The 14,482-nt window shown below is 50.4% G+C and carries 7 protein-coding genes; 2 read left to right on the top strand and 5 right to left on the bottom strand.

Annotated elements, in window-relative coordinates; all coding sequences use genetic code 11:
• Positions 1-139: 139 nt before the first annotated feature.
• Complete coding sequence (locus tag IPF95_06290) at positions 140-1,045, bottom strand: arsenite methyltransferase (protein ID MBK6474304.1); 906 nt, start codon at positions 1,043-1,045, stop codon at positions 140-142.
• 38 nt (positions 1,046-1,083) lie between these two features.
• Positions 1,084-1,419, bottom strand: coding sequence for a winged helix-turn-helix transcriptional regulator (locus tag IPF95_06285; protein MBK6474303.1), 336 nt, complete (start codon positions 1,417-1,419; stop codon positions 1,084-1,086).
• A gap of 175 nt (positions 1,420-1,594) precedes the next feature.
• On the opposite strand from IPF95_06285, the gene IPF95_06280 reads away from it, so the two are divergent.
• Complete coding sequence (locus IPF95_06280; protein MBK6474302.1) at positions 1,595-2,920, top strand: redoxin domain-containing protein; 1,326 nt, start codon at positions 1,595-1,597, stop codon at positions 2,918-2,920.
• An 81-nt stretch (positions 2,921-3,001) separates the two neighbouring features.
• Entirely contained in the window at positions 3,002-3,601 is a 600-nt protein-coding gene (locus IPF95_06275) for a hypothetical protein (GenBank protein MBK6474301.1), read from the top strand.
• 183 nt (positions 3,602-3,784) lie between these two features.
• Here the strand turns inward: IPF95_06275 and IPF95_06270 are convergent, their stop codons facing one another.
• Genes IPF95_06270 through IPF95_06260 form a run of 3 tightly spaced genes read right to left on the bottom strand, consistent with a single transcriptional unit; the run spans position 3,785 to position 14,386 of the window.
• Positions 3,785-6,040 carry an OmpA family protein gene (locus IPF95_06270; protein MBK6474300.1) on the bottom strand — a complete coding sequence of 752 codons (2,256 nt, stop codon included), beginning with the start codon at positions 6,038-6,040 and terminating at the stop codon, positions 3,785-3,787.
• A 3-nt stretch (positions 6,041-6,043) separates the two neighbouring features.
• The gene (locus IPF95_06265) at positions 6,044-6,979 is read right to left on the bottom strand and encodes a type IX secretion system membrane protein PorP/SprF (GenBank protein MBK6474299.1); all 936 of its coding nucleotides are present in this window, start codon (positions 6,977-6,979) and stop codon (positions 6,044-6,046) included.
• Between the two features lie 21 nt (positions 6,980-7,000).
• Complete coding sequence (locus IPF95_06260) at positions 7,001-14,386, bottom strand: tandem-95 repeat protein (GenBank protein ID MBK6474298.1); 7,386 nt, start codon at positions 14,384-14,386, stop codon at positions 7,001-7,003.
• Positions 14,387-14,482 lie beyond the last annotated feature (96 nt).

Below are 14,482 nucleotides of genomic sequence, written 5' to 3'. Positions count from 1 at the left end.
GATCCTACAATAGACCACTAGACCAAAGAAGGGTACAGAAATGCTCAGTTAGATAAAGCACTGGTCAGGGTGGAGCCCCCAATTCACGAAGAGCGAAGATCTCAGTAGTCAAAACGTTTTCCCGATCGCTCCCAGTTGATCAACAGCACGTACTTTGAGGGCCACAGCCACAATCCTCACCCGTCGCGACGTTGACTTTTGCGGTCTTGTCCTCGTTCACCACGCAACACGCAGCATCTTTCGTTCGTGTTCCGGTTACGGTTATGCTTACTATACCGAGACCATCCTTTTTCACTTCGGCAATTGCAGGTGCGGATAAGTAGCGTTCGAGGATATCGTCAGGAATGATGATCGGCTTGCTCTTCACGACGTTCACGTTCTCGAATCCTGCATCTACGATCATCTTCATGTATTGGTCCTGCTGGATCGCTCCCGTAACACAGCCTGCATAAAGCTCTGCCGCTTGGCGCAGTTCCTGAGGCAACTCTCGTGTAAGCACAATGTCGGAAACACTGAAGTGTCCGTCTGTCTTCAGGACACGGAACATTTCGCTGAACGCTTTTTGCTTATCGGGCACAAGGTTCAATACGCAGTTGCTTACAACAACATCCACCATGTTGCTTGACAAGGGTAGCTGTTCAATGTCCCCTTGACGGAACTCAACGTTATCGTAACCAAGCTTGATCGCATTTGCCTTGGCCTTTGCGATCATCTCTGGTGTAAAGTCCACACCGATCACTCGACCATCCGGGCCGACAGCTGCGCGTGCAACGAATGCATCGTTACCTGCACCACTGCCAAGGTCCAGTACCGTATGTCCCGGTTTGATCCCTGCCGTCTCCGTAGGCAGACCGCAACCAAGTCCCAGGTCCGCATCGGGTGCATGACCTTGCAGACCGGTGTAATCATCGGTCATGATGTTGTAGACTTCGGTACTGCAACCACCAGCACCACAACACGAAGCAGCGTTGGCTTCTTTGCTTTGAGAAGCGATGTCCGCGTATGTTCGGCGAACGGACTCTTTCAGTTCTTCTGCGTTCTTCATCTTATTTTGTTTATCGTTATTTTACGTTCAATGTTCGTTCAGGTACAACATGTGGTATCAACCGCTTTGAAGCTGGTCATCATCTCAATAAAAGTCTTCTGCGCCATCGCCCATTCTTTGGGGTCGATGCAATAACAGACGCGCTTACCATCGATATCTCCTTGAATCAAACCGGCTTCTTTCAATTCCTTCAAATGCTGGCTCACCGTACTCTGCGAGAGGGGTAGCTCATCCACGATATCACCACAGACACAAGCGTTCTTCTTGATCAATAACCTCAAAATGGCTACACGCGCCGGATGTGCTAAGGCTTTCGCATAACGAGCTATCCGATTATCGCGCACCGTGAATTCTTCGAGTTTGGCAAGTCCCATGTTTTGGTCTTATTAATCGCAATATTACGATGAATAATTGAATCGTGCAAATGGTATCGGAATTTTTCTTGACTCAGACCATGCCGGCCCTGTTCTCAGACCGCTACGCATCACCCTTACTATTGAACCGAAAGGAGCAAAATGCGTCTTATCTTCACCTATTCGTGTACGTCCAATGAGATCCTCACTTCTTTCCTTCGCCTTGCTGATCGCTCCCTTGCTTAGTGGTCAACCTGTCCTTCTGCCTAGCATTGGTATTAGTACGCTTCCGGGCAACGATGATCCAGTCTGTACACTACCACTGCAAACACCTCCGATCACCTCAGTTGGCCGAGATGCGGGAGAAACCGCAGCGGACTTCACGCTGTATGACCGCGATGGAAATGCGTTCAACCTGCATGATGCATTGGCTGCCGGCAAGCCGGTGTTGATGATCAGCGCGAGCTATACTTGCCCGGTCTTCCGGAACAAGGTCCCATCCATCAACAGTGTAGTTGCGACCTATGGCGATGAATTGACCACCGTGATCATTTACACTGTTGAAGCACATCCCGATCAGGATATCAGTCCGTATTTCGGCGTGGTGAATACGGGAGCCCAGAACATCAGCGCGGGCATTCTCTATCGCCAACCAACAACTTATGGCGAGCGGAAGGATGTGCTGGATGCACTTACGTTGGATATGCAGATCGATGCTCCGATCTATTTGGACGGACCCTGCAACGAATGGTGGGACTATTACGGACCTCAGCCGAACAACGCGTACTTGATCGATACCACTGGCGTGCTCTTCGCACACCACGATTGGTACGATAAGGATCCGGAGAACATCATCTGTGATATTGATAGCCTGTTAGGAAATCCCGTGGATTGCACAACGACTTTAGGAGGCTCCTTCACTTTCGAACTGACCGGCAACGACACGGTCTACGGTGCCGACGCGACCACGTTGACCGCTGAATGTCTGCTCACTAACCCATCGACCTCAGATGTACAGGTGCGTGTTGTGCGCATGAACATGCAACTACCAACGGGTTGGAGCAGCTCGCTGTGCATGGATATCTGTTATCAGACGGACACGATTACGGCGTACGTTACCATCCCTGCGGGCGACGAACAACATTTCTACAATTATTTCTATTCGCCTCCGAGTGTCGGGACCGGCTATGTGCGCGTTGGATTCCGCAATATGGATGACGACACGAATGGCTTTACCCAAAGGCTATGGGGAATCAATAATGGGCCTACAAGCACAGAAGAACATTCCGATGCGATCGATGCTTGGCGTCTTTATCCGGATCCCGTAACGGATGTGTTCAACGTACAAGGTCCTCAACGCACGGACCGCATCCGGATCTTCGATCTTTCGGGCAGAACGGTGGCGACGATCGCTGGCACCAATTCATTCGTGATACTGGACAGGGAACCGGGTGGCTATTTCGCTTTGCCTATGTTGGGGCATGAACTGGTGGGGCCGGGGTTGCGTTTCATGAAATTGTAGAGAGTCGTGATGTTGATGGTCACTCTTTTGCATGCATTTGATCGCAAGAACGATCATTGCATTCCCGCTATTTGAAATCACATGAGAATAATCAATATCATATCCCAAGTCCTCTTCTATATGGGATTGCTGCTAAAGCTGTTTCACATTCACTACAATGCCATATTGATCCTGATCGGTCTTGTGGGAGTAGTCATATCGTTAATAGTAGGCGTACTGAAAAAACAGCAAAAGGCCACGTTACTGCTGACGTTGGCAAACTTCGGGTGGTTACTGCTAGTATTCGTGTCCGTCAAGTTCCTGCCAATACAATCGGTGATTCTGATCGTTGCAGCACTACTGACGTTAGTAGCCGCAGTCTTTATCATTCGCGCAGGGCACCCAAAAAGGCTTTTGCCTATCCTGATCACGATCCCGATCGCATTGTTCTTTTACTTCTTACCTACCCACGAGCGATATAGGATACTCTGTATCAACTGGAATTACGAAATTGAGACAGACTACATTACGTGGGATAAATACTCCTGGTTCCTGTATCAAAATGATGAGTTTGCTAAAGCACTTGAAGCATCCACAAAAGCCAGAACCATTGCGGATCAACTTGAAGACAGTGATTGGGTGCAACTCATTGATGCACATCATGAAGCTATAGTAGCGAGAGCATGGGAAAAATACCGCTAGCGAATGCTTAAGTCGAACATGTAAACTGATCCTCTTGTTCATTGTTTAAGACAAAGAGGCTTGAATATCCAACACTTGTGGCGCAGGTTCGTTTTAGCTGGGCGTGCATTTGAAAAGACGCATTCATCGAACAAAAAAAGGAGCCACGTTCACGGCTCCTTTTTTCTATTAGAAAATACCAGATCACATCTTCTTAATGATGAATTCCGTTCTGCGATTGAGTTGGTGTTGTTCCTCTGTACAAGTACTCTCTACGCTTCCTTCGCACGGGCAATCGTTCACCAATTTGCTTTCGCCGTATCCTTTTCCTGTGATACGTGAACGCGCGATCCCTTTGCTTACGATGAAGGCCATACTGCTCTTCGCACGTTTATCGCTCAATACCCTGTTGTACTCAACGGAACCGCGACAATCGGAATGACTACCGAGCTCGATGACGATCCCCGGGTTATCATTCATCACCTCCACCATTCTATTCAATTCAGCGGCTGCATCCGGACGGATATTCGCTTTGTTCACGTCGAAATAGATCGTCTGTAGGTCTATAAGCGAACCGAGGTCATCGCCTTTCGCTGCCGGTTGAAGGCCCACTTCCATTGATTCGTTCTTCTTCAATTCTCCATACGCTTTGATCAGTTCATTGTACGTGATCTTCTTGCTGAGGTAGCCCTTGCGCGAAAGCCGGATCTGCATGTTCAGTTCGTCACCAATGGCTCGTTTCTCCAGCGCCGTACGAACGTTTCCTTTGTCATTAGTCATGCCGATCAACAATGGTTCCGGTGATCGATCTTCAACGATGTTCACGTTCACATCCTTCAGCGGATCGCCTGTTCCAAGGTCGGTGACATGCATCAGGAAAGAGATCCCCAATGCACTGACCAGCGTAAGATCCTTCTCCACTAGTGTATCCAGTTCAGTTAATAGATCCAGGTCCGTTGCGTATTTAATGAACTCCTCCTTTTCCGCAGTGATGGAGTATTGCTGGCCAGGTTCAAGTGAGAAACCGTATCGACCGCTGGCATCCGTCATCGTGGAATCAAGTGTCTCGCCATTCGCTCCGACCTTCTTCACCAGCACACCTGCCAATGGTGCGTTCGTTGTACCCTCTCTTACGATGCCATCGATCTTCAATTCATTCCGCAACTTCGCAGTGATCGTAACGGAATAAATATCATCATCACCCTTTCCTCCAAGGCGATCGCTGGAAAAATAACCGCTGGAACTGTTGCGCAGAACGAACCCAAGATCATCCGCAGTACTGTTGATCGGTGCACCGGGATTCCGCACTTTACTGAATGTGGTGCCTGTGACATTCGCCATCATTACATCAAGACCACCAAGGCCTTTGTGACCGTCGGAAGCAAAGAAGAGCACATTGTCCGTGGTGATGAACGGGAACATTTCATTGCCTTCGGTATTGATCCCTTCCGCATTCGCAGCGGGGCCCCAACCGCCTATACCGGCCTTCTCACAATACCAGATATCGGTACCGCCTTTTCCACCCGGTCTATTGCTGGTGAAGTACAATCGGTTGCCATCGGGTGTTAATGCAGGGTGCCCAACGGAGTACCGATCATTGTTATGGATGAATGCATTTTCCTTCTCCCATGGACCGGTACCCGAACGCGAGGTCGAATACATTTTCAGACCGGTCACACCACTTTCGTCCTTGCCGCGTTTATGTCCATCGTAGTTGTTCCGTGTGAACAGCACTTGTTGTCCTGCGGAGGTCGCACTCAAGTTGCTTTCGTGGTACTTGGTATTGAACGGGCCATCCAATGGTCGCACGTTGGTCAGGTCACCGGTCGTACTTGCATCGGCTACATACAGATCAAGGAATGGCGCATCATTCCACGTATGGTTCCGTTCTTCTGCAGCCCTATCCCTTCGCGCGGAAGCGAATGTTACTTGCTCACCGAGCATACCCACTCCCATGTCTGATCGTTCGGAATTGATATCAAGGTTCTTCACGGATGCGCCAAGTAGATTCCGTTCGTTCAGTTCCTTCACATAACCGACGGCGTTGTCCTGCAATTCAGTTCGCGAATCCTGTGCAGCAAGTCCTTTATATCGCTCCAGAACGAGGTCCGCCTCAGCGATCTTTCCGTTGCTCCGCAGCACCTCACTGTACCGATAAACATCCTGTGGACTTGCGGTGGGCGGCGCTACAGCTTTCGCGTACCAGCGTTCCGCATTGCGCATATCGCGTAAGCGCCAGTAGCAATCTGCTAGGTTCGAAGCAACGTCCAATTCCGCGGCACCTTTCCCTACAGCCAATTCATACAACCTGGCAGCTTCGATGTAGGAGAACGCTGCATATTTCTTATCCGCCCGTTTGATCAGGCCGCTCTGTGCGTAGGATCCTGTCGCGATCAACAATGCAGTGATCACGGTCATGATGGTCCTGTTCATATACATATAGGTCATCTGCGTGTGCATGGATCAGAAGTAGCGTGGTGAGAGGATCTTATTCTTATTGAAACGGAGATCGTAAGTGAGCATCAATTCATGTGAACCGCTTTGATAGCCGCGAAGTTCTGTCGTTGTAAAATCGTAGGCGTATCCCACTTTGAACTGATCCGTTACTTGGAACGCTGCAATTGCGGAACAGCTCGACTGATTGCGGTAAGCGCCACCGATCCAGAACCGATCATGGATGACAAATAACGCACTGAGGTCGATACTGATCGGCGCGCCGTCCACTGCTTTTACCAAGAACGATGGCCGCAGTTTTACAGCATCGCTGAGTGTGAATACGTATCCACCGACAAGAAAAAAGTGTCTCTTTTCAGCCAGGACCTCTGTCTCACCAGCGGAAGTGACCACCGTTCCATAACTGTTCTCCATCAACTTGGGAGCACTGAGACCGAGGTATCCTTTCTTGCCCCAGTAGTACAATCCGAAACCGAAATTGGGAGCGGGTTTACCGGAAACGTTCTGTTGGAAAACCGGGTCCGATGCATTCACATTCGCCAATTCACCCACTTTTGCTTGGAACAGATTGATACCTGCTTTCAGTCCGAACGCTAGTCGCGTATTCTGTCCTGTTCGGATGCGATAGGCAAAATCGCCATAGATCAATGTGGTATTCACCGGACCGACCTTATCATTCACAACAGAGAGTCCGAGGCCGAGCTTATCGTTCTTTAGCGGTGATTGGATGACCAGACTTTGTGTGCTTGGCGCGCCATCGAGGCCGCTCCATTGTTGACGGGCCAGTGCAGTAATGCTCAGTAGTTCATTGGATCCAGCGTATGCCGGATTCACGGCCATCATGTTCCACATGTACATGGTGTATTGCGGATCCTGTTGCGCTGAGGCAACCGTTGATCCGATCGCAAGTACCAGTGCTAGGAGAATGTGCAAGTGCTTCTTCATGTCTCTTTGGTGTTGCTCTGGTTATCGGTTGATGTAGACATATCCGGTGCGCGCTTCATCACCATTCCCCAGATCCAGGATGTACCAATACGTTCCGTTCGGCAGGTCTTCTCCGAGTGAGAATGAACCCGTGTTATTCCCTTTCCAATCGTTCATGTATGGCGCAGCACTAAAGACGCTATTGCCCCAACGGTTGAAGATCGTTACACTGGCCTGCGGATAATTCTCCAGTCCAGTGATCACCCACGTATCACCGATGTTATCACCATTCGGTGAGAAGCCTTGTGGTATCGCTAGCGCATCATCCGAACATTCTACTGTGATGAATACTTGACCAATATCGCATAGCGGCCCGGGATCACAGACAGTGTAGGTTATGGTATCCGGTCCGCAATAGCCAACATGCGGCCTGTAGAACAGGTTACCATCCTGATCGATGGTCACATCACCATGGATCGCAGTCGCATCGGTCACTGTAAGTGGATCACCATCCACATCGATATCATTATCCACAACATCGATCGTTACATCACCTCCTTGTGAAACCGAGGTACTATCATCAACCGCGATCGGGGGGTCGTTCACACAGATCACATCGATCGTTACGATCCCGGTATCGCACAATCCTGTGGTATCGCAGATCGTGTAGGTGATCATATCCTGCCCACAGTAATTCGGATCCGGCGTGTATGTCAACGATCCGTCGCCATTGATCACCACCGTTCCATTACCGGCAGTTGCAACGGTCACAGAGAATGGATCACCGTTCAGATCGTAATCGTTGATCATCACATCAATGGTGATCGGCGTATCCTCGAACGTCGATAGGCTATCATCCACAGCAACCGGAGGGCAGTTCACGATCACCAGAATGATCGCGGAATCGCAAGCTCCATTATCATCGCAGATGGTGTAACTGATGGTATCCGTACCGCAGAACGTCGGACCCGGGGTATAGGTCAGTGTTCCATTACCATTGATCACAACAGTTCCGTTACCAGCCGTCGCAACAGTAGTAGTGAACGGATCACCTTCTGGATCGCTGTCATTGGCTTCATTGTCTATTACAACAGAACCGCCACCATTCACCGACGCGGTATCATCAACAGCCCAAGGCGGGAGGTTATCCGTTACGTTGATGATGACGACGATCGTATCACATGCATTGAGGTTATCGCATATAGTGATCACCAGCGTGTCGCCACCAACGTAACCAGGATCGGGTGTGTATGTGAAGCACGTATCACCATCCGCGAAGTTCGTCGCTGTTCCGTTCGTTGGGTTAACGATCACGGCAGTCACATCGACTCCATCGCCTTCTGGATCGATCGCGTTCAAACAGATAATGATCGATGTATTCAACATGGTATTGGCATACACAGTATCCACTACATTTCCGCCTACCTCAACGTACGGCGGATCATTGACCGGCGTAACCGTGATGTACACAACAGCCGTATCGCAGATCGCAGGCAATGGTATACCGGTATCGCAGATCACGTAGATGAGGGAATCCGATCCATTGAAATTCGGACCGGGTATGTAGGTTATCGTTCCGTCTCCATTCACTGTCGCTGTACCGTCCTGAGGACCGCCGATCACGGTCACTGAAGTTGGGTCGAGCGGTGAACCGTCAATATCGTCATTATCATTGCTTATCACATTCACGATGATCGCTGTGTCCTCATTTGTGGAAACGATGTCATCCGTTGCAATTGGTGGATCGTTCACCGGTGTTACATCAATGATAATTGTGATCACATCGCATGCACCTAGTCCGTCGCATACTTCGATCGTAACCGTATCGGGTCCGTTGTAATTGGCGTTCGGTATGTAGGTGAAGCAGGTGTCGTTATCGCTCAGACCTGTGATCGTACCATTCAATGGGCCGTTGAGTGACCCGGTAACATCCACTGCGTCACCATCGGGATCGATCGCATTGAGACAGATGATTATCGATTGATCCTCCGGCGTCGTAATGGCCAATGAATCGATCGGTGTTCCGTTCCCATCCACGATCACCGGTGGTTGATTCGAGAGCACGGTGATCACTACGACCACGGTATCACAGCCATTGAATGGATCGCATATCACAACCGTCACCGTATCCGTGCCAACGAATCCTGGGTCAGGTGTGTACGTAACGCAGGTATCACCATCATTCACACCGGACATGGTACCATTCGTCGGTCCGTTCAATGTTGCGGTGGCATCAAGCGTGTCGCCTTCAGCATCCGTTGCGAAGAAGCAGATCACGATCGGCACATCCACCAATGTTGATACGTTCAATGTATCGATCGATGTACCTCCACCATCCGTGATAACAGGTGGGTCGTTGACCGGTGTAACCGTGATGTACACAACAGCCGTATCGCAGATCGCTGGCAGCGGCACACCGGTGTCGCAGATCACGTAGATGAGGGAATCCGAGCCATTGAAGTTCAGTCCTGGCACATAGGATATTGTTCCATCGCCGTTCACCGTGGCCGTGCCGTCCTGAGGTCCACCGATCACGGTTACGGAAGCAGAGTCGAGCGGTGATCCATCGGCATCATCGTTGTCGTTGTTGATCACATCCACAGTAATTGCAGTATCCTCATTCGTGGTAACGGTGTCATTCGTAGCAATGGGTGGATCGTTCACCGGTGTAACATCAATGACCATCGTGATCACATCACACCCTCCTAAACCATCACACACCTGGATCGTAACCGTATCGGGTCCATTATAATCCGGATCGGGTATATAGGTGAAGCACGTATCGTTGTCATTCAGACCATTGAGGGTACCGTTCAGAGGTCCGAAGGTTGCACCGGTAACATCCACTGCATCGCCATCTGGATCGATCGCATTGAGACAGATAATGATCGGTTGATCCTCCGGAGTTGTAACAGCGAGGCTATCGATCGGTGTTCCGTTCTCATCCACGATCACCGGCGGTTGATTCGGGATCACAGTTATCACTACGACCACAGTATCGCATCCACCGTTCTGGTCGCATACCACTACGGTAACGGTATCCATTCCAAAATATCCGGGATCCGGTGTGTATGTCACGCAGGTGTCTCCATCATTCACACCGGACATTATACCATCGTTCGGACCGTTCAATGTTGCCGTTGCATCAAGTGTATCGCCTTCAGCATCCGTTGCATTCAAACAGATCACGAGTGGTACATCGGTCAACGTTGAAACGTTCAACGTATCGATCGGTGTGCCTCCATTGTCCGTGATCACCGGAGGCGAATTCGGTAGGACCGTGATCACTACGTTGATCGTATCACAAGCACCTTGATCATCGCAGAACACGATATTAACGGTATCCATTCCAACGTAATCGAGGTTTGGCGTGAAGGTGAAACACGTATCGTTATTGCTCAGCCCGGAAATAGCACCATTGCTTGGTCCGTTCAGGGCATCGGTAACATCCACAGGGTCCCCATCAAGGTCGAATGCCAACAGACAAACAGTGAGGGGCACATTCACTGAGGTAATTACGTACAGAGTATCAACAGTACCACCCAATGGATCATTGACCACAGGAGCATCATTGACCGGAAGAACAGTAATGAATACGTAAGCTGTATCACACAATGCCGGTAACGGAACCCCGAGGTCACAGACCACATATTGCAATGAGTCCGGACCGTTGTAGTTCGGTATTGGATCATACGTGATCGTGCCATCCAAGTTCACAACAGCCGTTCCATTGAAAGGACCATTCAGGATCGTTACGGAAGTACTATCAATACCACCATTGGGATCTGCCGGATCGGAGTCATTGGTCAGAACATCCATGATCAGTGCTGTATCCTCGTCGGTGGTATAGTTGTCGTCCGCAGCCACGGGTGGATCATTCACAGGGATCACATCGATCACGACCGTAGCGTTGGAACAGAAGCCTGCATCATTGCAAACGGTATAGGTGAAGTCATCTGCGCCGTTGAAGTTCGGATCCGGTGTATACGTAATGGTACCGTCCGGATTCACGACTGCGGTACCATTGGTCGGAAGATCCACGATCGCCACAGTGCCAATAAGCAATACTCCGGTCGGCGAATTATCGTTCGCTAGTACATCGATCACCACAAAGTCGTCCTCATTCACCGCGCTCACATCATCAAGGGCCTGTGGCGAAAGATCATCCACGGTAAGGAAGAGCCAAGCCGTATCACAGAGCACCGGCAACGGGTAACCGACATCACACACTGTGTACTGGATCGAATCCGGGCCCACGTAATCCAGATCCGGGAGATATGAGATACTACCATTAAGCTCTGCGTTAGCGGTTCCATTGAAAGGTCCGGCGATGATCGTGATGGAGGTCACATCAATGCCGCCGTTCGGATCAAGACTATCGGTATCGTTCGCTACCACATTGGTAAATACGATCCCATTCTGTATCGTGTTATCGATATCATCGTTCACGATCGGCGGATCATTCACGGGATCAACATTGAAGGTGATCGCTGCCTGATCACATGCTCCCTCAGGATCGCAAAGCTCATAGGTCAACTGCGCAGTGCCATAGTAGTTATCCGCAGGATCGAACGTAACGATGCCGGTCACCGGGTCGTAGGTCCAAACACCGACCGCATTGGTCATGTTCGTCTGTACTCCCGGTGTTCCTGTGTCAAGATCAACGGTGAATTCACCAGGGCCGTTGGTCGGCGGAACAGGGTCACCATCCTGGTCGGTATCATTCGCAAGGATGTCAACGGAACCGTTCACACCATCTTCCAACAATGTTCCACCGAATTCGCCCTGCGCATCGGGAAGGTCATTTACGGAACTGACAGTGAATGTGATATTGGCTTGATCACATCCGCCATCCGGATCACATAGCACATAGGGAGTGGTAGCTGTTCCGAAGAAATTATCGGCAGGGTTGAAGGTGACGATACCAGTCGTGGTATTGTAGCTCCAGAAACCTTGCGTTGTTGGTAGCACCAATTGATAACCGGGGTTCGCGGGGTCCAGATCAATGATGTATTGGCCTGCACCATTGGTCGGTGCTGATACCGTACCATCCGCATCCGTATCGTTCGAAAGTATGTTCACGGTTCCGTTCGCTCCGTCCTCGATCAATGGTGCAAGTACGATGTCATCCACGGCATCCGGTGGATCATTCTGGGCAGAAACGACGAACGTGATATTCGCATTGTCGCACAGCCCGGTCGGGTCGCACAACTGATAGGAAAGCGTTGCGGTACCATGGTAGTTATTCGCTGGGTTGAAGGTCACGATCCCGGTCGCCGTAGCATAGGTCCATGTACCCAGTGCATTGGTCACTGTTGTTTGAATACCAGCCGCCACCGGGTTCAGGTCAATTCTGAATTGGTTCAACCCGTTCGTCGGCGGGGAGGGGTTTCCTTCTGGGTCCGTGTCGTTCGCAATGATGTTGACCGTTCCGTTGGGGCCATCCTCAACGAGCACGCCGCCATTATCGTCCACTGCATCAGGCGCGTCGGGAACCGATGTCACAACGAATGAGATCGTCGCAATATCACAAAATCCTTCCGGGTCACACAATTGATATTGGATCGCAGCTGTGCCGTTGTAGTTATTCGCCGGATCGAAGGTGACAATTCCTGTTGCCGGATCATAGGTCCATACGCCTGCCACTGTTGTATTGTTGACCTGCACACCACCAAGACCGGTATTGATATCCACGGTGAATTGACCAACACCATTCGTGGGTGCGGTAGGGTTTCCTTCTGGATCCGTATCATTTGCAATGATGTTGATGGTACCGTTGGCACCATCTTCCACGAGCGTTGCACCTACATCCGAGATCGCATCAGGTGGATCACTTATTTCAAGGATAATGATCGTTGCGGCAGCCGTTGCGCACAACGGTTCAAGATCGCAAACTTGATAAGTGAAAGAGACCGTACCACTTGCGTTCACGTTCGGTATATAGGTGAGGTTTCCGTTAGGGCTGAATATGATCGTTCCATTCGCAGCCGCAGTACCTCCGTCCAGAACGCTCCAAGTGAGCTGACCGTTCGTGTTATCGATATCACCATCGTTACTTGCTACATTGACACTGGGCACACCCTCTTCATTGATATCGAATGAATCATCCACGGCGGTTGGCGCATCATTTACCGGAGTGACGTTGAACGAGACAAAGGCCGAGTTGCAGGATCCACCGGGATCGCATAACTGATAGATATGTGAAACACTGCCGTTGAAATTATTCGCCGGATCGAATGTGATCACTCCCGTGGCGGGATCATAGGTCCACACTCCGGTAGCATCAGGATCCGTGATCTGAATTCCCTGCATACCAACGTTCAGATCAACAGTGAATTGGCCAGGTCCGTTGGTAGGAGCGGTCGGGTTACCATCCGTATCCGTATCATTTGCAATGACGTTGATGGTTCCATTGGCTCCATCTTCCGGAATGTTACCACCTACATCATCGATCGCATCAGGAACACCGCTTGGCACACAGATCGGTGCAAATACCATGTCGTTGTATGCACTGACATCAGCTTGCCCAGCACCGGCTGCTGTTGGTACACCGGTACCATCCACACCGCCGGTAAGCCGCCCGTTCGCATCGATATCGGTCAATAAGAAACCACCATCACCTTCAAGTGCATCCGGGCAACCGTCCGCATCGGAATCGTTATCGAATCGATCGGCAAGGGCATCACCATCGGAGAACCGATCAACGCAAAGTGTCTCAATGATATATCCTGGACTTCCAGCTGAAGCGTTATAGAGGTCCATGCGGATCCTGGAGACCGGGAACGGAAACACAAAACGTACGGTGACCTGTGGCTCGAAGGAATCGACGCTGGTATCGAAAGTACTGGATACATCACAGCTATGTGTTGCATCAGAAGCTACGGTAATTGAAGCACCGAGAACGGTAACATAGGCTGTGACATCAGGAACAAGCGTACCGCTGGCATCGAACACATCTAGATAGACCCGTTCCAAGCGGTCCATGTCCACCAGATAGAATTCCATGTTCACGGCAGCAGGTGCGAACTCGATCTCCGCAGTACCGAAGCCTTCAGGATACACATAGGTATACCCTCCTTCTACAGCGGTAGCCAACGTGGTGGTGAGTTCCGTATAGGTGATGTCCACGATACCGTCATCCACTGTCACTGAAGGGTTCGGGTCCTGCGCAACAGGAACCGTTATGAGACAATCCATCTCAGCAACATCCAGGATCCCGTCGTTGTCATCATCCAGATCAACTTCATCCAACACACCATCATCATCGTTATCACCGATCACCAACATTGGCGGTTGTATCGCCATGGCCTGCAGTTCCCAGCGACAAAATTCCGCTCCGTCGTCAAACCGAACGACGATCCCGAATGAAGACGCGGTCGCAATGAATACCAACAGGACCGTGAAACAATAGCGTAATGAACAGCTCATACGTAGCGTAGTATGTGTCAGATGTAGTTTGAAGAAAGCAGTGTGGGTCCGGGATCCAACCATTGTGTATTTGATAGGAGTATCATCAACTTCTCT

Source organism: Flavobacteriales bacterium, assembly GCA_016704485.1.
In the GTDB taxonomy this organism is placed as follows: domain Bacteria; phylum Bacteroidota; class Bacteroidia; order Flavobacteriales_F; family PHOS-HE28; genus PHOS-HE28.
This window is presented reverse-complemented; position numbering and strand designations above follow the sequence as displayed.

Bases quoted from the DNA above. Each gene is read 5' to 3' on its own strand.
- IPF95_06290 (MBK6474304.1), bottom strand. From the start codon at position 1,045: ATGAAGAACGCAGAAGAACTGAAAGAGTCCGTTCGCCGAACATACGCG.
- IPF95_06285 (MBK6474303.1), bottom strand. From the start codon at position 1,419: ATGGGACTTGCCAAACTCGAAGAATTCACGGTGCGCGATAATCGGATA.
- IPF95_06280 (MBK6474302.1), top strand. From the start codon at position 1,595: ATGAGATCCTCACTTCTTTCCTTCGCCTTGCTGATCGCTCCCTTGCTT.
- IPF95_06275 (MBK6474301.1), top strand. From the start codon at position 3,002: ATGAGAATAATCAATATCATATCCCAAGTCCTCTTCTATATGGGATTG.
- IPF95_06270 (MBK6474300.1), bottom strand. From the start codon at position 6,040: ATGCACACGCAGATGACCTATATGTATATGAACAGGACCATCATGACC.
- IPF95_06265 (MBK6474299.1), bottom strand. From the start codon at position 6,979: ATGAAGAAGCACTTGCACATTCTCCTAGCACTGGTACTTGCGATCGGA.
- IPF95_06260 (MBK6474298.1), bottom strand. From the start codon at position 14,386: ATGAGCTGTTCATTACGCTATTGTTTCACGGTCCTGTTGGTATTCATT.